At 63.0% G+C, this 20,321-nt stretch carries 17 protein-coding genes and 1 pseudogene; 8 read left to right on the top strand and 10 right to left on the bottom strand.

Annotated elements, in window-relative coordinates:
* Positions 1 to 11: 11 nt before the first annotated feature.
* The 7 genes from AB7F41_RS13660 to AB7F41_RS13630 form a co-directional block, all read right to left on the bottom strand.
* The gene (locus AB7F41_RS13660) at positions 12 to 1,847 is read right to left on the bottom strand and encodes a carbamoyltransferase family protein (protein ID WP_428406622.1); all 1,836 of its coding nucleotides are present in this window, start codon (positions 1,845 to 1,847) and stop codon (positions 12 to 14) included.
* A 6-nt stretch (positions 1,848 to 1,853) separates the two neighbouring features.
* On the bottom strand, positions 1,854 to 2,000 hold the full coding sequence (locus AB7F41_RS13655) for a DUF5989 family protein (RefSeq protein WP_409980301.1): 147 nt from the start codon (positions 1,998 to 2,000) through the stop codon (positions 1,854 to 1,856).
* 12 nt (positions 2,001 to 2,012) lie between these two features.
* Positions 2,013 to 2,429, bottom strand: coding sequence for an SxtJ family membrane protein (locus AB7F41_RS13650; protein ID WP_428385329.1), 417 nt, complete (start codon positions 2,427 to 2,429; stop codon positions 2,013 to 2,015).
* 232 nt (positions 2,430 to 2,661) lie between these two features.
* The gene (locus AB7F41_RS13645; RefSeq protein WP_428406621.1) at positions 2,662 to 3,819 is read right to left on the bottom strand and encodes an SGNH/GDSL hydrolase family protein; all 1,158 of its coding nucleotides are present in this window, start codon (positions 3,817 to 3,819) and stop codon (positions 2,662 to 2,664) included.
* A gap of 236 nt (positions 3,820 to 4,055) precedes the next feature.
* Positions 4,056 to 4,205: a lmo0937 family membrane protein gene (locus tag AB7F41_RS13640; RefSeq protein WP_428385904.1), complete on the bottom strand. Its 150-nt coding sequence runs from the start codon at positions 4,203 to 4,205 to the stop codon at positions 4,056 to 4,058.
* Between the two features lie 36 nt (positions 4,206 to 4,241).
* Positions 4,242 to 4,574, bottom strand: coding sequence for an acid-activated periplasmic chaperone HdeA (hdeA, locus tag AB7F41_RS13635; protein WP_428385906.1), 333 nt, complete (start codon positions 4,572 to 4,574; stop codon positions 4,242 to 4,244).
* Positions 4,575 to 4,677: 103 nt separating this feature from the next.
* The gene (locus AB7F41_RS13630) at positions 4,678 to 5,469 is read right to left on the bottom strand and encodes a TOBE domain-containing protein (protein WP_428385908.1); all 792 of its coding nucleotides are present in this window, start codon (positions 5,467 to 5,469) and stop codon (positions 4,678 to 4,680) included.
* A gap of 475 nt (positions 5,470 to 5,944) precedes the next feature.
* On the opposite strand from AB7F41_RS13630, the gene AB7F41_RS13625 reads away from it, so the two are divergent.
* Genes AB7F41_RS13625 through AB7F41_RS13615 form a run of 3 tightly spaced genes read left to right on the top strand, consistent with a single transcriptional unit; the run spans position 5,945 to position 10,823 of the window.
* On the top strand, positions 5,945 to 7,246 hold the full coding sequence (locus AB7F41_RS13625; RefSeq protein WP_428385911.1) for an ABC transporter substrate-binding protein: 1,302 nt from the start codon (positions 5,945 to 5,947) through the stop codon (positions 7,244 to 7,246).
* Positions 7,243 to 8,541, top strand: coding sequence for a di-heme oxidoredictase family protein (locus AB7F41_RS13620; protein WP_428385913.1), 1,299 nt, complete (start codon positions 7,243 to 7,245; stop codon positions 8,539 to 8,541). Before AB7F41_RS13625 ends, AB7F41_RS13620 begins: the two co-directional genes overlap by 4 nt.
* Before the next feature lie 17 nt (positions 8,542 to 8,558).
* Positions 8,559 to 10,823: a TonB-dependent receptor plug domain-containing protein gene (locus AB7F41_RS13615; RefSeq protein ID WP_428385915.1), complete on the top strand. Its 2,265-nt coding sequence runs from the start codon at positions 8,559 to 8,561 to the stop codon at positions 10,821 to 10,823.
* Positions 10,824 to 10,967: 144 nt separating this feature from the next.
* On the opposite strand, the gene rplA is transcribed toward AB7F41_RS13615, so the two are convergent.
* The 3 genes from rplA to AB7F41_RS13600 all read right to left on the bottom strand — a co-directional run bounded on the left by rplA (position 10,968) and on the right by AB7F41_RS13600 (position 13,346).
* The gene (gene rplA / locus AB7F41_RS13610) at positions 10,968 to 11,672 is read right to left on the bottom strand and encodes a 50S ribosomal protein L1 (protein WP_428385917.1); all 705 of its coding nucleotides are present in this window, start codon (positions 11,670 to 11,672) and stop codon (positions 10,968 to 10,970) included.
* A 4-nt stretch (positions 11,673 to 11,676) separates the two neighbouring features.
* Positions 11,677 to 12,123, bottom strand: a complete 447-nt coding sequence (gene rplK / locus AB7F41_RS13605) for a 50S ribosomal protein L11 (RefSeq protein ID WP_428385918.1) — start codon at positions 12,121 to 12,123, stop codon at positions 11,677 to 11,679.
* Between the two features lie 227 nt (positions 12,124 to 12,350).
* Positions 12,351 to 13,346 (bottom strand): aldo/keto reductase, encoded by a 996-nt coding sequence (locus AB7F41_RS13600; RefSeq protein WP_428406620.1) that lies wholly within the window; start codon positions 13,344 to 13,346, stop codon positions 12,351 to 12,353.
* Between the two features lie 212 nt (positions 13,347 to 13,558).
* Here AB7F41_RS13600 and AB7F41_RS13595 point away from each other — a divergent pair, with 212 nt between their 5' ends.
* From AB7F41_RS13595 to odhB, 5 genes and pseudogenes are all read left to right on the top strand, one after another.
* The gene (locus AB7F41_RS13595) at positions 13,559 to 13,819 is read left to right on the top strand and encodes a hypothetical protein (RefSeq protein ID WP_428383379.1); all 261 of its coding nucleotides are present in this window, start codon (positions 13,559 to 13,561) and stop codon (positions 13,817 to 13,819) included.
* Between the two features lie 156 nt (positions 13,820 to 13,975).
* Positions 13,976 to 14,878, top strand: a complete 903-nt coding sequence (locus AB7F41_RS13590) for an aspartyl protease family protein (protein ID WP_428383381.1) — start codon at positions 13,976 to 13,978, stop codon at positions 14,876 to 14,878.
* A gap of 252 nt (positions 14,879 to 15,130) precedes the next feature.
* Positions 15,131 to 16,015 carry a succinate--CoA ligase subunit alpha gene (gene sucD, locus AB7F41_RS13585; RefSeq protein WP_428383383.1) on the top strand — a complete coding sequence of 295 codons (885 nt, stop codon included), beginning with the start codon at positions 15,131 to 15,133 and terminating at the stop codon, positions 16,013 to 16,015.
* A gap of 70 nt (positions 16,016 to 16,085) precedes the next feature.
* A complete protein-coding gene (locus AB7F41_RS13580) occupies positions 16,086 to 19,073 on the top strand; it encodes a 2-oxoglutarate dehydrogenase E1 component (RefSeq protein ID WP_428383384.1) in 2,988 nt (995 codons plus the stop codon).
* Between the two features lie 26 nt (positions 19,074 to 19,099).
* Positions 19,100 to 20,321, top strand: a pseudogene (odhB, locus tag AB7F41_RS13575) (2-oxoglutarate dehydrogenase complex dihydrolipoyllysine-residue succinyltransferase); the annotation flags it as partial.

Raw genomic sequence — 20,321 nt, 5'->3', positions numbered from 1 at the left:
CGCGGAACGCATCAATCGAGTTCGAACTGCTCTTTGTAATCGCGCTTGAGCGATGCGTCCTGGTCCTCCTTTCGCAGATAACAATTGCCGATCACGAGCGTGTCCATCTCCGTGCCCATGAAGCAGCTGAAAGCGTCTTCTGGCGTGCAGACGATGGGTTCGCCGCGCACATTGAAGCTCGTGTTGACCAGCACCGGGCAGCCGGTCATGCGCTTGAACGCCGAAAGCAGCGCATAATACCGCGGGTTGGTGTTTTCGTGCACGGTCTGGATTCGAGCCGAATAGTCGACGTGCGTCACCGCCGGAATGGAGCTGCGCGGAACATTCAACTTGTCGATGCCAAACAGCGCCTGCTGCTCGGCCGTCATCGCATGACGATGCTTTTGGGCGACGTCGGCGACGAGCAGCATGTACGGGGAATCGCCGTCGAGCTCGAACCAGTCGGCCACGTCTTCCCGCAAGATCGACGGAGCGAAGGGACGGAACGACTCGCGATATTTGATCTTCAGATTGAGCGTCTTCTGCATCGAAGCGGAACGCGGATCGCCAAGGATCGACCGTCCGCCGAGCGCGCGGGGTCCAAACTCCATTCGGCCTTGAAACCCGCCGATGGCTTTCTCGTCGGCCAAATCCCGCGCGGTCGCTTCGATCACATCGGCGTCGGACATTGTCGCGAATTTGGCGCCCGCCCCCTGCAATCGACGCTCGATTTCGGCTTGCGAGAAGGATGGCCCGAGATAGGAGCCATGCATGGCGTCGCCCCCGCCGTTGAGGCTTCGGGGGTTTTTCTTGTAGCCGTAATAGGCCGCGAGCGCCGCGCCGAGCGCGCCGCCGGCGTCGCCGGCCGCGGGCTGAACCCAGATCTGCTCGAAACTGCCGTCGCGGAGGAGTTTCCCGTTCGCGACGCAGTTCAGCGCCACGCCGCCGGCGAGGCAGAGATTCTTCGCACCCGTCTCTCGCGCCAGCGAGCGGGTGAGTCTGAGGACGATCTCCTCGGTGACCGCCTGGATCGAGGCGGCGATATCCATGTGATTTTGCGTCAGCAGCTCTTCCGGCTTGCGCGCAGGACCGCCGAAAAGTTCGTCGAACTTCGCGTTGGTCATCCGCAATCCGGTGCAATAGTCGAAATATGACTGGTCGAGCCTGAAGGTGCCGTCCTGCTTGAGGTCGATCAGGCGGTCCAGGATCAGATCGGCGTATTTCGGCTCGCCATAGGGCGCGAGCCCCATCAGCTTGTATTCGCCGGAGTTCACTTTGAATCCGGTGTAATAGGTGAAGGCCGAATAAAGCAGGCCAAGCGAATGCGGAAAGCGCAATTCGCGCTGCATCGACAATTCATTGCCGGCGCCGAAGGCGACCGACGTCGTCGCCCACTCGCCGACTCCGTCCATCGTCAGAACGATCGCATCCTTGAACGGGGAAGGATAGAACGCGCTGGCGGCGTGACTGAAATGATGTTCGGCGAACAGCAGCCTGGTCGCCCAGTCGACATCCACCGAATAGGCCTTCATCTCCTTCAGCAGCAGCGACTTCTGAAAAAGCTTTTCGCGCAGCCAGAGCGGCAGCGCCATCTTGAAGGACTGGAAGCCTCGCGGCGCGAAGGCGACGTATGTCTCGAGCAGCCGCTCGAACTTGACGAACGGCTTATCGTAGAAGGCGACGAAATCTATGTCCTGAGGCGTCGCGCGTGCCGCCTCAAGACAATAGTCGATCGCGTGACGCGGGAAGCGCGAATCGTGCTTCTTGCGCGAGAACCGCTCTTCCTGAGCGGCGGCGACGATTTCGCCATCCTCCACCACGGCGGCTGCGCTGTCGTGGTAGAAGGCGGAGATGCCAAGTATCCGCATCGCGCTTTAGAACAGCGTATAGATGAACGGAGCGACTGCGGTTCCTTGCAGAACGATCAGGGCGCCGATCAGCAGCATGATGACCAGCACGGGCGCCATCCAATATTTTTTGCGGGTCTTCAGGTAATCCCAAAGTTCGAGCAGAAAACTCATTGATCCCTCTCCTCAGAATTGCTTGCTCATGTCGCTCGCCGCCTCCGGCGTATCGCGCATGGTCCAGTAGGTCGTCGCATTCTTGTCGAACGAAAGTTTGAGCGGATCGACGCGGCGCAATCTGAAGACGATTGCGATCGGGAGGATCACGCCAAAGAACAGGACGCCCATGATGATCGGGTTGGTGATCTTGTGCAGCGCCAGGCCGAGCTGGTGCCAAAGCCGGTTGAGCGTCCGCAGTTTGGCGGGCGCAAGGAGCGCTGCCGCGGCGAAACCGAGTGCAGCGGCGAGCCCCCAGTAATGCGGCGTCTCGCCGCGCCAAAGCGGCAGCGCGCTGATGATGGCGATCGCCGCGGCGATCACCAGTCCGAACGACCGATCGGATCCCATGGCGGCCGAACGGTCTCTCGAAAAGTCCTCATGCGACATTCAGATGAGACCCCCCAAAGGCCGCTCTGACGGACAGCCTTCCCAATGGGCGCGAACAAAAAAACTTCGCGTCCTTCCAAAGCTTCCCGCATCGCTTCGGTTGACGGCGCAAATTAATGGATATTGCGGCAGGTATCAAGCCGTCGGCCGCGCCGCATTCCGGCGCTGAGGGCGATGAATTCAGCCTATTTTTCTATAGGTTATTGCGCAGCCTGCGGCATGGTTGCGCGGCTCATTCGTAATTCTTGATGAGCCCTTGCGCCAAAAGCGCGTTGCCCCGAGTGTTGAAGTGGAAGTCGCCCCAGAAATACAACGATCTGATCGCGTCAGTATCGCCCGCCTTATATCGAAAAAAGTCGGGAAAATGGTCGAAGAATTTCCGGCATTTGCCGGCGCACCAGTCTCGCCAAAGGCGCGCTTGCCGCGAATTTTCGCCGTCGTAAAGGAGCTGTTGCGGCCAAGGATAGACTCCGACGGACAGGGTGACGCCGTGCGACGACAGAAGTTCGTGCAGGCGATCCATTTGCCTTTTGGCTTTGTCGATCGAGGCTTCAATCCCCAAGTCGCCATAGCACCGCGAATCGTCGCTATAGGTCCAGCTCGGGCGTGCATAGTCGCGACTGTAAACGGCGCGCGATTTTGACAGGTCGTCGAAGCTCGCCCGCTCGATGGCGCGCGCCAATTGCGCCGAATAGCGCATCTGTCCAAGAAACTCGCCGATATAGGAGACCTTTTCCCACCACCGCCGCTCAGCGCGCGGCAGCGGCGGACGCGGCACCGGCGAACATTCTTCGGCGCCGGTCTGAAACAAGCCCATCTGCAATACGCCATCCGGGGCGTAGGAATAGAGAATGGCTTCGTCCTGGATGTCGGAGATGTCGATATAGACCACGGCCTCATCGAATTTGAGGCCGGCGTCGAGAAAATATTTCAGCTTCTCGTAGTAGACGGACGGCGCGTAACTCGAGACGCCGGCATTCAGCACGTCGATCGCGGGAAACGCCTGCGCGAAGCGCCCGACGAAGGACTCTTCGTAAGGGACGCCGAGACTTTCCGTGAAGGAGTCGCCGATAAAGACGACGCGCTTGCGGTCCGTCGTCATCGGCACGTCGCGCACGGCGGCGTCTCGAAAGCCAAGCGAATTCGTATAAATGCGAACCGTATTCGAGCCCCAGGCGTCGAAGCCGTCGAAATTGGGCTTAAGGCCATGGGTGAAATGCGCATCGCGCACGCGCAACTCGTTTCTTGCGGGCGCAAGGAACGGATTGCCGCCCTTGTAGACGAGATGAAGAACGATCTCCGCGACGATGAAGAGTCCAAGGAGGAGGCTGACGTTGATGAAAAGAATGCGAAACAGCTTGCTTGTTGCGCTTTTAGGCGACCACGACATCGACACCGGCCAAATTCGTTTTCCCAAGACTGTGAGCGTCAGTCTTCTCATAGATCGACTGAAACGAGCAAGCTTCCGCTCAGGAAAAATCGCGGCGCGCCCTGGCGCGGGCGATCATCCCATCTGGCGCGCGTTCGGCGAAAGACGCTCCGAGACGGGGAAGCTAGCGAACGGCGTTGCGCTCGCGTCCCGCCTCGGTCGCGCGTCAATCGCGCGCCTGAGGCGCACGGCCGTCGCTAAAGGATGCTGCGTCCGCGTATGACGCGCAGAAGGATCACGACGATCGCGATGACAAGCAGGATATGGATGAAGCCGCCGAGCGTATACGAAGACACGAGCCCGAGCAGCCACATGATGATCAGGATGACGGCGATCGTTTCAAGCATTGTTCACCCCTTCCAAAGGGCGGCGCAGGATGGACGTCACAGCTTCTTGCCAAGCGCCTTTGCGTCGTCTTCGACTTTCTTCCAGGCGTCCTTGAGCTTGTCCCAATAGGACGCTTGCGGCGCCTTCTTGCAGTTGTCGATCACCATCGGAATGACCTTTTCAGTGCCTTCGATGTCGACCGTCGCGCCGTGCGGTTTGCCCTTCTTGCTTTGCGCCGAAGACCAATAGATGACTTTCGGCTGAAATTGGTCGTCGACCGCCAGAAATTCCTCGCATGTCCAGTTCGACGTCGGCTTCTTCGTTTCGGCGACGACGTTCGTGGCGTAGAAAGCCAAACCGGCTGCGGCGATGAAATAAATTCGTTTCATAGGTCGCTCCTTCGTCTGCGCTTCCGCCGAAGCGCGGCGAAGAGACTATTGCGGATTCGCGTCCATATCCAGTTGCGCTGGCCGCGAGCGTCTCGGGACGCCGCTATTCCACCGCCAGAATGACGTCGGCGGCGTCGAAGGTCGCCAGGGCGACGTCGCCTTCCTTCAATCCCAGGTCTTCGACGTGGTGGCGGGAGGTCACAGCGGTCATCGTCTTGCCGAATCCGATGTCGAGCAGGATTTCGCTGTTGCGTTCGGCGTCGACCCGCTGCGTGACGACGCCGCGAAAACAATTGCGCTGCAGCGGCGTCGCGTCCACCGCGGGCGCCAGGCTCACGAAGGACGCCTTGATCAGCGCCAGAGCCTTGCGCCCCCGGGACAGGCCCAGCCGCTCCGCCGATTCATTGGTGACGATCGCCAGGATCGTATCCTTCTCCGACACGCGCAGCGTCACTTCGACGTCGACCGGCCATCTCTTGACCTGGGTGATCTCGGCTCGAAAGACATTGCGCGCCGAAATCGTCATGCCGGCGGTCCAGAGCAGGAAGTCTTCGGCGCCTGCGAGACCCTCTTCGGCGATCGTCTCCGATATGCGCGCCAGCTTTTCTTCGAGGCGGTGGAAAGTGGCGATCAACCGCCGGCCTTCTTCGGTCACCTCGGCGCCGCCGCCGCTGCGGCCGCCCGCCTTGGTGAGAAAGGCCGGCGTCGGCAGCAGGTTGTTGATGGCGTTCACCGCATCCCACGCGGCCTTGTAGCTGAAGCCGACGGCCTTCGCCGCTTTGGTGATGCTGCCGTGGGCGGCGACCGCCTCCAACAGCTTGACGCGGTCGCGGCCGACGAGGAGTCGGCCCTCGCTGCGCAGCGCCAGTGAAGCATCGATTTTGCTGTCCGCCATTTCAGCGCCCCGCCTCCTTGCCCGGATACAGGGTCGATGGGCGCGACGCAACCGGCTTCGGCGGGCGCGACGGGCGCGGGACGCCTCGCCTGGGCGCCCTCGTCTTCCGCGGCCGCACTGGCCGCCTGCAGTCGATTCTCCCTTTCAGGGGGCGAAGGCTAAGGCGAGGAGACATCGGGGGTTTTGCGCGTCTTGTGTGAATTTTACTACATGCCGTGTAAAGGATTCATCAAAATGTAGTAAAGACGTCCAGAGGGCCGCCGCCGTCCGCGCGCATCGCGCTATATCATATTGAAATAGCGTTATTTGTATCATATATACGTAATATTGTCTGACGCCATATTGATGCGTGTGACATATATATCACATACATTAATACTTGTAATTTTGGCATATCGTTCCGTTGTTGACTTTTATGACGGTGGTTTGTAGTCAAGCTTTATGTAAGCTAACTACATAACGGTAGCCGCCGCCCATGATCCGCGCTGTCGCTCTCGCTGCATTCATCAGCGTTTTCAGTATTATATCGCTCTCGTCGGCCGGCGCGGCGGACAATGGGACGATCATCGTCGTCACAAGCTTTCCGGAAGAACTGACGACCCGCTACGAGCGGGAGTTCGAGCGCCGCCATCCGCAGATTCACGTCCAATTCGTCTGGAAACAGTCCCGCGACGCGCTGGCCGAACTGAGCAAGCCGGAACAGGGCGGCGCGGATGTCTATTGGGCGCCGGCGCCCGCGAATTTTGCGCGGCTTCGCGACAGCGGCGCCTTTCGCAAGATCTCGGTCGACCGCGCCGCCAATCCCGGACGGTTGGGCGTCCAGCAATTGTCCGATCCGGCGGGCTTCTACGAAGCCTATGACGTCGCCGGCTACGGGGTCGTCGCCAATCCGGCGGCGCTTGCGGAAGCGAAGCTTTCGGCGCCGCGCGCCTGGCGCGATCTCGCGGCGCCCCAATATGCGCGCCGGACCGCGATGCCGATCGCCAGCAAGGTCGGCTTTTCGCCCGCCCTCTACGACATCCTCCTGCAGAGCGAAGGCTGGGACGCGGGCTGGCGCCTCCTCAGCGAGATGGCCGGCGAAGCGACCCTGCTCGAGTCCGGATTCGCGCCGACCGGCGCCGTGCGCGAAGGCAAGGCCGCGCTCGCGCTCACAATCGATTTCATCGCCGAGATCGCCAGGGCGAATGGCGCGCCGGTCGAGATGATTTATCCCGAACGCACCGCGTTCCTGCCGGCCCATGTCGCGATGGCCGCCGGCTCGAAACACGTCGTCGCCGCGCAGGCCTTCGTCGACTTCCTGCTGTCGAAGGACGGCCAGCAACTGTTGATGGAGCGCGACAGCCGCCGCCATCCGGCGCGACCCGACGCCTATCAGAATGCGCCGGAAGGGTTGGTGAATCCCTTTGCGCTGCCGGCGTCGACGATCCTCGATTACGACGCCGAGATCGGCCGCCGGCGGCCGCCGCTGGTCACGCTGCTGTTCGATCTCGCGATTGTCGAAGGCCACGCGGAAAACGCCGAACTGTGGAGGAAGATTCACGACGCCGAGAACAAGTTCGCCGCCGACGCAAAGGCGCGGGCGGTCGTCGACGAGTCGAAGCGGCTCGCGTCCTTCGTGCCGGTCTCCGAAAGCGACGCGCGGACGACAGCCTTCCTGGAGCGCTTCTCGCGGCGCGACGCGATTGATCCGCAGCAGATCGCGCAATGGCGCGAGGCGATCGCCGCCGCGCGGCGAAAGGCGCGCGACCTTCTCGCGGGTCTGGACGCGGCGCCATGAAACGCGTCGGCCTCCTTCTCTGCGCAATCATATTGGGGGGCGCCGCGCGTTACACGGCGAGCGGTCCCGAGAGCGAGGCCTTCACCCGGCCGATCGAGGGATTGGACGGCGAATACGCCGCGAGCTTTCGCAAGGGCGGCGGCATTTTCCGCCAAGCCTGGGTCATTGGGCCGTCGCAGGACCATCCCGACTTCGTCGGTCTCGGCCCTCTCTACAATCGACTTTCCTGTATCGCCTGCCATGTCAAGAATGGGCGGGGCGTTGCGCCAGACAGCGAGAATGGCGTCGCGCGCACGATGGCGGCGAGGCTGAGCGTCGAGGGAAAGGATGCGCATGGCGGACCGCGCGTCCATCCTGATTACGGCGCTCAGCTCAATCCAGAAGGCGTCGCCGGCGTCGCGGGCGAAGGCCAGGCGGTCGTCGAATACGACGAATTCGACGTGGCTTTTCCCGACGGCGGGAAAATAACGCTGCGTCGGCCGACGCTCTCCTTTCGCCATCTCGCTTATGGCCCGCTCGGGCCCGGGACGAAGACGTCGCTACGCAACGCCCCGCCTGTTTTTGGGCTGGGTTTGCTCGAGGCCGTCGGCGAAGCCGAAATTCTCTCCGGCAAGGGCAGGGCGAATTTCGTGTTCAACGTCGAGACCGGCGGAACAACGCTCGGCCGGTTCGGACTCAAGGCCAATCAGCCCAGCCTCAGGCAGCAGATCGCCAACGCCTTCGTCGAAGACATTGGGATCACCTCGTCGCTGTTTCCTGCGGAGAACTGCGCCGAGACTCAAAGCGGCTGCCGGCGCGCCGCTTCGCCGCCGGAACTGACCGACGCGCAGCTCGACGCGGTCGTGGGCTATGTGCGCGCGCTGGCGCCTCCGGCCCGGCGCAATCTTGAAGATGCGCGCGTCACGGACGGCGAAGGCCTGTTTCATCGGATCGGCTGCTCGGACTGCCATCGCGACGCGCTGCACATTGCGGACTTCCCCCCGCAGCCGGCGCTCAACGGCGTCGAGATCCATCCCTACACCGACCTTCTGCTGCACGACATGGGCGACGCGCTCGCGGATCGCCGCGAGGACTTCGAAGCTGGTCCGCGCGACTGGCGGACGCCGCCGCTCTGGGGACTGGGCCTCGCCGGCAAGAGCGGCGACGGCGCCAATTTTCTGCATGACGGCAGGGCGCGCACGCCCGCCGAGGCGATCCTCTGGCACGGCGGCGAGGCGCAAGCCGCCGCCGACGCCTTCCGCCGTCTTCCCGAACGCCAGCGCGACGCGCTGCTCGCTTTCCTCAACTCTCTCTGACGTCCAAGGGGGCTATGATGACCAGGCTGCTGACTACGACGGCGATCTCAGGCGGCGTTCTTCTCGCGCTCTCAGCGCCTGTCAGCGCGCAGACCGCGCTGCCGCCAATCGAAGTGCGTGCGCCCAAGGCCTTCGAACTCGGCGAGATCAAAGTCGGCGCGCGTCGGCTCGGCGTTCCGACGAGATCCGCTCAACCCGGCAATGGCGATGGCGACGGTCAGGACGCATCGCCTGCGGCCCCGACGCCGTCTGCGGCGCAAGCCGACAATGGTCCGACGCCCAAACAGCACACCGACGACTTCGGCGGCTACACAATCACCAACCGGCAGATGGAGATGTTCTCTCGCGATACGCTGGACTCCGCGGTCAATCTCGCGCCAGGCGTGAACAGCCAACTTGTGGGCGGCACGCGCAACGAGCAGAATATCTATGTGCGCGGATTTGACCGCTGGCAGGTGCCCCTCACCATCGACGGCGTGCGCGTCTATCTGCCGGCCGACAACCGGCTCGACTTCGCGCGTTTTCTGACCGCCGATATCGCCGAAGTCCAGATCGCCAAGGGCTATGTCTCGGTGCTCGACGGGCCGGGCGGCATGGGCGGCCAGATCAATCTCGTCACGCGCAAGCCCTCTCGCGAACTGGAGTTGGAAGGAAGGGCGAAGTTAGAATTCGGCCGCGACGGCACGTTCCTGGGACCGCGCGCCTATGCCTACGCCGGAACGAAGAGGGATCTCTATTACGCGCAGCTCAGCGGCATCTTTCAAACCATGGACGGGTGGATGCTGCCCGCAAGCTATAGATCGACGCTGACGCAAGGCTGGGGCATGCGTGGCCAATCTTATTCACGCGACTTTAACGTCAGCGCCAAGGTTGGCGTTACGCCCAATGCGACGGACGAATATTCGCTGAGCTTCAACCGCCAGGAAGGACAGAAGGGAGCGCCGCTACATACGACCGATCCGCTTTCGAGCCAACGCTTCTGGAGATGGCCTTACTGGCGGGTGCAGAATCTCTATTTCCTATCCAAGACCCAGCTTGGCGACGCCTCCTATGTCAAGACGCGCGGCTACTGGACCAAATTCGACAATGGTCTCACCGCCTATGACAACCAGTCGTTCATCACTCAATCGCTGCAGCGCTCCTTCATCAGCCCCTATATGGATTATTCTCTCGGCGCCGAGGTCGAGGCGGGCCATCAATTCGGCGACATCGACACGCTGAAAGCGCTGTTCTTCTATCGCTTCGACAATCATAGCGAACAGCAGCAAGGTTTCGGACGGAATACTTTCGGCATTTCGGGCGCGCGGGGCGGATGCTTCACCGGCGTCCCTTGCTTGTTCGAACCTCTTCAGACAAGTCAGGAGGACACTTATTCGGTCGCGGTCGAAAACACATTTCATCCGCGCAACGATATCGATCTCGTCGCCGGCTTCAGCTACGATTGGCGGCATTTGCGACAGGCCGATGAGTTTACGACGGATCGCGGCTTCTTCCGATATACGCCCAAGGACGTGCAGGCGCCCAATTATCAAGGCGCCGCGATCTGGCATTATACCGACCAAGATCGCCTTTATTTCAACGTTTCGAGCCGAACCCGCTACCCGACGCTGTTCGAACGATTCAGCTCGCGTTTTGGCGGCCAGACGTCCAATCCCGGACTGAAGCCCGAACGCGCCACCAATTTCGATCTCGGCTGGTCGAGCGTCTTCGCCCCCGGCAGCCGCGTCTCAGTTGACCTCTTCTACAGCCTGGTCGACAAATTCATCCAGGGCGTTCCCGTCATCGGGCCTGACGGCGTCCCGACCACGCAGCAACAGAATGTCGGCAGCGCCCGCTTTTGGGGCGCGGAAATATCAGCCGATTACTTCGTCCGTGAAGATTTTTCGCTCGGCGGCAATCTCACGCTGATCCGGCGACGCCTGAATGCGCCGACTGCATTCAGCTTCTCGGGAACCAATGTCACCGGAATCGTCACGCTCCAGCCAATCGGCGTGCCCGACGCAAAGCTTATTTTCTACGCCGGCTATCGTCCGATCCGGCAGCTGACCATTATGCCGAACATCGAGATGGCGACCAGTCGATGGACCAGCGTCTCGAATGGCTTGGTATATTACCGTACCAACCCCTATCTCCTGACGAATTTGAACGTGGACTATCAGCCGACCGACAACATCAAGTTCCAGGTCGGCGTGCGCAATCTCTTCGACCAGCTCTATACGGTGACGGACGGCTATCCCAACCCCGGCCGCAGCTTTTATCTCGCGTCGAAAGTGACCTTTTAGGCGCGCTCCGAGGGTATCGCCAGCGCCGCACGCCGTGCGGCGGCGGATACAAGAAGCCGCGCGTCTCCCGTCACGAAAAAACCCCTGGCGCGCGCCAGGGGTTTTTCATTCATTCGCGGCCGTTTTCGCCCTCGGCGCCTCCGCTCAGTGCGGGGCGGCGCCGAGGCTCGACACGTCGACCTTCACGCCTGGTCCCTGAGTCGAGCTCAGAGCGACGCGCTGGATGTAGGTGCCCTTGGCGCCCTGCGGCTTCGCCTTGGCGACGGCGTCGACGAAGGCCTTGATGTTCTCGACGAGCTTGCCCTCGTCGAACGAGGCCTTGCCGACCGTGCCCTGGACGATGCCGGCCTTCTCGACGCGAAACTCGACCGCGCCGCCCTTGCTGGCCTTCACTGCGCCGGCGACGTCCATCGTCACCGTGCCGACCTTCGGGTTCGGCATCAGACCGCGGGGGCCGAGCACCTTGCCGAGGCGGCCGACGAGCGGCATGAGATCCGGCGTCGCGATGCAGCGGTCGAATTCGATCGTGCCGCCCTGGACCGTCGTGACCAGATCCTCGGCGCCGACGATATCGGCGCCCGCCGCCTTGGCTTCATCGGCCTTGGGGCCGCGGGCGAAGACCGCGACGCGCAGCGTGCGGCCGGTGCCGTTCGGCAGATTGACGACGCCGCGCACCATCTGATCGGCGTGTTTGGGATCGACGCCGAGATTCATGGCGATTTCGACGGATTCGTCGAATTTGGCCTTGGCGCGCTCGCGCACGAGCTTCACCGCCTCGTCGACCGCATAGAGTTTCGTGCGTTCGATGCCCTCGCGGGACTTTGCAATGCGTTTTCCGACATGCGCCATGGTCTTACTCCACCACCTGGAGGCCCATCGCGCGGGCGGAGCCTTCGATCATCGACATTGCGGATTCGACCGTGGCGCAGTTGAGGTCGGGCATTTTCTTTTCCGCGATTTCGCGGATCTGCGCCTTGGTCACCTTGCCCACGACGTTGCGCCCCGGCGTCTTGGAGCCGGAGGCGGGCTTCTTGCCGATCTTGAGGCCCACGGCCTTCTTGAGGAAGTAGCTGACCGGCGGTTGCTTCATCTCGAAGGTGAAGGAACGGTCCTGATAGGCGGTGATGACGACGGGGATGGGCATGCCCTTCTCCATCTGTCCCGTCTTGGCGTTGAACGCCTTGCAGAACTCCATGATGTTGAGGCCGCGCTGGCCGAGCGCGGGTCCGATCGGCGGCGACGGATTGGCCGCGCCGGCCGGCACTTGCAGCTTGATGTAGCCGGCGATTTTTTTCGCCATTTGCTATCTCCAACGATAGGCGCCCGCCGCGATTTCCTTCGCGTCGGCGCCGGTTGCAGTTCGTGGTCCGGTCCGGAGCCCCCCGATGGCGTCAGGGCGGACCCGCCACGTATGATGTCCCCGGGCGGCGGGACCGTCCGGGGAATGGCGGCTTTTAGGGGAAGGCGGGCCAAAGGGCAAGCGCGGGAGACGGGCGCGCCACGCCCGCGCGGCCGCGACTCCGGGCGTCAGTGACGCCCTTCGCTGTCGAGATGCGCCATCTGCGCCTCGGCGTAGCGCTCTCCGGCGACGGCGGCGGCGATTTTCTCCAGGGCCGCGAGGTCCGCGCGATCGAGCGTCACGTCGAGCGCGCCAAGCGACTCGGCGAGCCTGTCGCGGCGCCTTGCGCCGATCAGCGGGACGATATCGTCGCCGCGCGACAGCGCCCAGGCGATGGCGACCTGCGCCACGGTCGCGCCTTTTGCGTCGGCGACGCGCTTGATCTCATCGACGAGCGCCAAATTCTTGTCCAGATTGCCCCCCTGGAAGCGCGGCACGGTTGCGCGGAAATCTCCCGCTTGCGACTGCGCGCCGGCGCGCCAATGGCCGCTGATCAGTCCGCGCGACAGGACGCCATAGGCGGTGAGGCCGACGCCGAGTTCGCGGCACGTCGGCAGGATCGAATTCTCAATGCCGCGCGAAATCAGGGAATATTCGATCTGCAGATCGGCGATCGGATGCACGGCCGCCGCCCGGCGGATCGTCTCAGGCCCGACTTCGGAAAGCCCGATGTAGCGGACGTATCCCGCCTTGATCATGTCGGCCATCGCGCCGACCGTTTCCTCGATCGGCACATTCGGGTCGCGCCGCGCCGGGCGATAGATGTCGAGATAATCGACGCCAAGCCGCTTCAGGCTATAGGCGAGCGACGTCTTCACGGCGGACGGCCGCCCGTCGAAGCCGATCCAGTTCCCCCGGGGATCGCGCTGGGCGCCGAATTTGACGCTGAGAAAAACGGCGTCGCGCGGGCGGCCGCGCAAGGCCTCGGCGATCAGCATCTCATTGTCGCCCATGCCGTAGAAGTCGCCGGTGTCCAGCAGCGTCACGCCGGCGTCCAAAGCGGCGTGGATGGTGGCCACGCTCTCCGCGCGATCCGACGCGCCGTAAAGATCGGACATGCCCATGCAGCCGAGACCGATGGCCGACACAACGGGGCCGTTCGCGCCAAGCTTGCGGGCAATCATGGGAAACCCCTTTTTCATGGCGCGCGCGGCGCGTGACGGGCGCATCGGCGAAGCCATCATATGGACGAGTCTGCGCGGGCCTGTCGATTACAGGGCGCGCAGTATAGGATCATAATGTGCTGGATCAGCGCCGCTCTTCGCCCACGCAACATAGCGTCGCATTGCGCCCCTGTCTCCGGCTTCCCACCTCCATCTTAGGAAAGGATGCCCTTATGTCCGATTACGTAAAGAGCCTCGCCTTCATGGCCGCGGGCCTCGCCACGATGATTGTCGCTAATTTTTTCTGGGGCGGGACGCTGCTTGGCTGGGTCGGGCTGCTAGCGGGGATCGGCGTCTATTATTACGGATGGCGCGTCGTTTGCCCTGCATGCCGAGCGCAGCGGTGCGCCGCCGCGTCCGCCAAGCCGGCGAACGCGCCTTCGGAGGACGGCGTCACGGAAGACGGCGGGAAGGACGGCGCGGCCGCGCGTTAACCGCGCCGATGAAGGCGAGCGCGCCGTGCCGCGCCATTTTGATCCCGCGCTGATCAACGACCGCTTCGACGATCCGGCAAGGCGCGGCGCTTGCGCAGGAAGCTCAGGACGCGTTTGCTGGTGGCTGACGGCGCATTTGGGAGCGGAAAAGGGCGCATGAAGTTTTTTGGATCGGCGGCGCTTTTCATCATCGTCGCGCTGTTCTTCTCACAGGCCGCCGCCGGCGCGGAGAAGAGCCGTTCCGTCATTCCGCTGACCGTAACCGAGGATCAATTGGTCGGCGGACGCATTTACCTGCCGGTCCGCATCGGCAGCGTTCTGGGAAAGATGCGGCTCGATACGGGAGCCTCCAGCACCCGCATCAGGCTTGCGTCCTGGAACAAGGACTTCCCGACTCTCGGCGAAAGCGTCTCGACCGGGGCGTCGGGCGCGACGATGCAGTGCCAGGACGTCGCGGCGCCGCAAGTCGAACTCGTCGCCGACCAGGGCAACAACATCGCGCGCAAGAATTACGAGCTCACGCGCTGTCCGGCGGGCGGCGATGACGACCTCCTGGGAATCGATTTTTTCAGGGGCGCGCGCTTCAGCCTCGACATCGAACGCCACGAACTCATCTTCTTCGGCGATGCGCTTGGCCGCGGCCGTCCCAGACCGTTTCGGCGATTGGGGCCCGGCCAGAGACTCGTCGGGCTCGACCTTCGTTTCGGCCGGACGCCCGCCGTCGGCCTGTTCGATTCAGGCGCGGAAATTTCCGCAGTCGACCAGCGTTTCGTTCGTAGGCATAAGCGACTGTTCGCCGCCGTCAACGCCAAGGCCAAGGCAAGCCTCGTCGGCGGCAAGCGCATTTCGCTGAAATTCTACAAGATCAAGTCGCTGGACCTTGGCGACGGCCTGGTTCTACGCGACATCTATGCGATGTCCTATGACTTCGGCGCGTTGCGCGCCGCCCTCGGCCGCAACGTTCACTTCCTAATCGGCTATAATCTCATTCGAAATTTCGATTGGGACCTCGATTTCAGCCAACCGGATTCGCCGACCTGGGACGCGAAGCTGAAATAATGCGCGACGCCCGCCAGCCAGGCTTTGGTTCATCCAATGTAAAGGCTGGCTGCGTCACAAAGGGGCGACGTCGGGCGCGGCCGCGATCAAGATCGCGGCGGCCTGTCGCAGGCCCCTCTGCCGCCTTGTGCGGCTGAGCTTTTGTCAATAGGTTCCGCGCGGGCGAGACGGGCGGCGGCCCCCAGTTTTTCGCTTCATCCAAGGGCGCGTAAGGGCGCGCGCGATTTTCGCTTGCTTCAGGATTTCCGCTTCATGTCCGTGCTGATCGACAAGAACACCAAAGTCATCACTCAAGGCTTCACTGGCAAGACCGCCACCTTCCACTCCGTTCAGGCGCTCGACTACGGGACGAAAATGGTCGGCGGCGTCTCTCCCGGCAAAGGAGGTTCGGTCCACCTCGATCTTCCCGTCTTCGACACGGTTGCCGAAGCGCGTGAAAAGACCGGCGCCGACGCCTCGGTCGTCTACGTGCCGCCGCCCGGCGCGGCCGACGCCATCTGCGAGGCGATCGACGCGGAAATTCCGCTCATCGTCTGCATCACCGAAGGCGTTCCGGTGCAGGACATGATCCGCGTCAAGCGCGCGCTTTGCGGCTCCAGATCGCGCCTCATTGGCCCCAACTGCCCCGGCGTCGTGACTGCGGGCGAGAGCAAAATCGGCATTATGCCCGGCAACATCTTTTCGCCGGGCTCCGTCGGCGTGGTGTCGCGCTCCGGCACGCTGACCTATGAGGCGGTGTTTCAGACGACTCGCGAAGGCCTGGGTCAGACGACGGCGGTCGGCATCGGCGGCGACCCCGTGAAAGGCACGGACTTTATAGAAGTGCTGGAGTTGTTTCTCGCTGACGACGCGACTAAGTCGATCATTATGATCGGCGAGATCGGCGGATCGGCGGAGGAAGACGCGGCCCAATTCTTGAAAGACGAGGCGAAGCGCGGACGCTCGAAGCCGATGGTCGGGTTCATTGCCGGCCGCACCGCGCCTCCCGGACGTCGAATGGGCCATGCGGGCGCAATCGTTTCGGGCGGAAAAGGCGACGCAGAAAGTAAAATCGCAGCCATGGAGTCAGCGGGCATCAAAGTGTCGCCGTCGCCTGCAAGGCTCGGAAAGACATTGGTCGAAGCGCTGAAGGGCTAACGCCTAGTCTGCTCAACGCTTCGAAAGTCGTCGACGCCGCAGAGCGTCGGCGCTTTTGGGAAAGATTGAGATGGCGCGTTTTGAAAGCAATGGCGGCGCCGGGCCAGCCGCGCCGGCGGTTCCGCGCTCGCCGCAAAACGATTTCCTCGCTTCGACATCCTTTCTGCAGGGCGCGAACGCCAGCTATCTGGAAAGCCTGCTGTCGGCTTATGAGGCGGACCCGTCCTCGGTCAGTCCTGAGTGGCGCGCGTTCTTCGCCGAGATGGGCTTGAGGCCGCAGGAAAACGTCGCCGCCGGGCCGAGCTGGGCGCGGCGCGACTGGCCGCAGCCGGAAAACGGCGAATGGGTGAACGCGCTCGTCGGCGAGGCGCCGGCGCCTGTTGACGCGCCAGCCGGCTCTCCCGCCGCGCCCGCGCCCACAGGCGAAGAGGTGTTGCGGGCGACGCGCGATTCCGTGCGCGCCCTGATGATGATCCGCGCCTATCGCATGCGCGGCCATCTGCACGCCCATCTCGATCCGCTCGGACTGGAGCAGCGCCACGATCACGGCGAGCTCAATCCGCAGACCTATGGGTTCACCGACGAGGACTACGAGCGCCAAATCTTCCTCGATGGCGTGCTGGGCATGCGCTACGCCACGCTGTTCGAAATCGTCACGATCCTGCGCCGCACCTATTGCGGCGCGATCGGCTTCGAATTCATGCACATCTCCAATCCGGAGGAGAAGGGCTGGCTGCAGGCGCGCATCGAAGGCCCGAAGAAGGAGATCGTCTTCACGCAGGAAGGCAAGCGCGCGATTCTCAACAAGCTGGTCGAAGCTGAAGGTTTCGAGAAGTTCCTCGACGTCAAATACACCGGCACCAAGCGGTTCGGTCTCGACGGCGCCGAATCGATCGTTCCGGCGATGGAGCAGATCATCAAGCGCGGCGGCGCGCTCGGCGTTCAGGAAATCGTGCTCGGCATGGCCCATCGCGGCCGTCTCAATGTGCTGTCGCAGGTGATGGCGAAGCCGCATCGCGCGCTGTTTCACGAGTTCAAGGGCGGCTCCTTTCTGCCGGATGAAGTCGAAGGGTCCGGCGACGTCAAATATCATCTTGGCGCGTCGTCGGATCGCGTGTTCGATGACAACAAGGTGCATCTCTCGCTCACCGCCAATCCGTCGCATCTTGAAATTGTCGATCCCGTCGTGCTCGGCAAAGTGCGCGCGAAGCAGGATCAGCATCATTGCGGCGACGTCGATCGCCGCTCGGTGATGCCGCTGCTCATTCACGGCGACGCGGCCTTCGCCGGCCAGGGCGTCGTCGCGGAATGTTTTGGGCTTTCCGGATTGAAGGGGCATCGGACCGGCGGTTCGATCCACTTCATCATCAACAATCAGATCGGCTTCACGACCTATCCGCGTTACTCGCGATCGTCGCCCTATCCGTCCGACGTCGCGAAGATGGTCGAGGCGCCGATTCTTCATGTGAACGGCGACGATCCGGAGGCGGCCGTCTTCGCGGCGCGCGTCGCCGCCGAATTCCGTCAGCAGTTCCAGAAACCCGTCGTCATCGACATGTGGTGTTATCGCCGCTTCGGCCACAATGAGGGCGACGAGCCGGGCTTCACCCAGCCGCTGATGTATAAAAAGATACGGGCGCACCGCACGACGCTCGACATCTATGCGGATCGGCTGATCGCCGAAGGCGTGATCTCGCGCGCCGACGTCGACCGCATGAAGGAAGACTGGCGCACGCGGCTCAATGAGGAGTTCGACGCCGGCCAGAGCTACAAGCCGAACAAGGCGGATTGGCTCGACGGCCGCTGGGCCGGAAAGAAGTCCGGCTGGCAGCTCTCGGAGAATGAGCGTCGCGGTCAAACCGGCGTTGCGCTGGAGACGTTGCAGCACATCGGCGAAGAAATCACGTCGACGCCGCCGGATTTTCATCTGCATCGAACGATCCAGCGCTTTCTCGATAATCGCAGGTCGGCGATCGAGCAGGGCGGGCCGATCGACTGGGCGACGGCCGAAGCGCTGGCGATCAGTTCGCTGCTCTATGAGGGCTACAATGTGCGGCTCTCCGGACAGGACAGCGAGCGCGGCACCTTCTCGCAGCGTCACAGCGTGCTGATCGATCAGGAAAATGAGGCGCGCTATCTGCCCTTCAATCACATCGCGGAGGGGCAGGGCCGTTACGAAGTCGTTAACTCCATGCTCTCGGAAGAGGCGGTGCTCGGCTTCGAATATGGCTATTCGCTCGCCGAGCCCGACGCGCTGGTCATGTGGGAGGCGCAGTTCGGCGATTTCGCCAATGGCGCGCAGGTGGTGTTTGACCAGTTCATTTCCTCGGCCGAGCGCAAATGGTTGCGCATGTCCGGCCTCGTCTGCCTGCTGCCGCATGGCTATGAAGGCCAGGGGCCGGAACATTCCTCCGCGCGGCTCGAGCGCTATCTGCAGCTTTGCGCCGAAGACAATATGCAGGTCGCCAATTGCACGACGCCGGCGAATTATTTCCATATCCTTCGCCGGCAGCTGCACCGAAGCTTCCGCAAGCCTCTGGTGCTGATGACGCCGAAATCGCTGCTGCGCCACAAGCGCGCCGTCTCGCGGCTCGGCGAGATGGGCATGGCCTCGAGCTTCCAGCGGCTGCTGCTCGACGACGCGGAAACGGCGCCGACCGAGACGTTCGTTCTTCAGCCGGACGAGAAGATTCGCCGCGTGATCCTGTGTTCGGGCAAGGTCTATTACGATCTCCTGGAGGAGCGCGAGAAGCGCGGCGTCGACGATGTCTATCTCCTGCGCGTCGAGCAGCTCTATCCGTTCCCGCTGAAAGGGCTCGTCACCGCGCTGGGCCGCTTCAAAGACGCCGATGTGGCGTGGTGCCAGGAAGAGCCAAAGAACATGGGCGCCTGGTCCTTCGTCGAATCCTATCTCGAATGGGTGTTGACGCAGATCGGCGGCGCCTCGAAGCGCGCCCGCTACATCGGCCGCGCCGCCTCGGCGTCGACGGCGGCGGGCACGATGTCGCGCCATCTTGCGCAGCTTAAAATGTTCCTGGACGAAGCGTTCGCGCCTTAAGCGCGACGCCAGCAAAGAGAGAGCCGATGGCTGAAATTCGCGTGCCGACCCTGGGCGAATCGGTGACTGAAGCGACCATCGGCCGCTGGTTCAAGAAGGCGGGCGACGCGGTGCGCGCCGACGAAGCTCTCGCCGAACTCGAAACGGACAAGGTCACGCTCGAAGTCAACGCTCCGGCGGCCGGAGTGCTCTCGGAAATCGTCGCCAAGGAAGGCGAAACCGTTGCGCCGGGCGCGCTGCTCGGACAGATCGCCGAGGGCGCGACGGCGCCCGCGAAGAGCGGCGAGGCGGCGACAAAGTCCTCGGCGCCGCCCAAGCCGGCCCCGGCGCAAGCCGCGCCCGCGCCCAAGCCGGCGGCGGGCGCGCCGGCCGCCGCCGCAACGGCGATGCCGCCTTCGCCTTCGGCGGCCAAGATCGCCATCGAACAGGGGATCGACATTGCCCAGGTTCCCGGCAGCGGCAAGCGCGGCCAGGCGCTGAAATCGGACGTCGTTCAATTCGCCGCCCGCCAGGCGGCGCAGCCCGCTCAAGAGGCCCGCGCGCCGGAGTTTCCGGCGCAGGACGCGCCGCGAGTCGAGACGCCGCCGCGCGCGCCCGTGTCTCAAGAAGACGCGCACCGCGAAGAACGCGTGAAGATGTCGCGCCTGCGCCAGACGATTGCGCGGCGGCTCAAGGAAGCGCAAAACACCGCCGCCATGCTGACGACGTTCAACGAAGTCGACATGTCGGCGCTCATCGAATTGCGCAAACGCTACAAGGACGCCTTCGAGAAGCGATATGGCGTGAAGCTCGGCTTCATGGGATTTTTCGTGAAGGCCTGCTGCCAGGCTTTGGAAGAGATTCCAAGCGTCAACGCGGAGATCGACGGGACCGACGTCATCTACAAGCGCTTCTGCCACATCGGCGTCGCGGTCGGCACGGACAAGGGCCTGGTCGTGCCGGTGGTGCGGGACGCAGACCGTCTGTCGATCGCCGAGATCGAGAAGGCCATCGCCGAACTCGGCCGCAGGGCGCGGGACGGCGCGCTCGACATCGCCGATCTGCAGGGCGGAACGTTCACGATTTCCAACGGCGGCGTCTATGGCTCGCTAATGTCGACGCCGATCCTGAATGCGCCGCAATCCGGCATTCTCGGCATGCACAAGTTCTAGGAGCGCCCCGTGGTCGTCGACGGCAATATCGAATCGCGGCCGTTGATGTATCTTGCGCTGTCCTATGACCATCGCCTCGTCGACGGGAAGGAGGCGG

The organism is Methylocystis sp., from assembly GCF_050251305.1.
GTDB lineage: Bacteria > Pseudomonadota > Alphaproteobacteria > Rhizobiales > Beijerinckiaceae > Methylocystis.
This window is presented reverse-complemented; position numbering and strand designations above follow the sequence as displayed.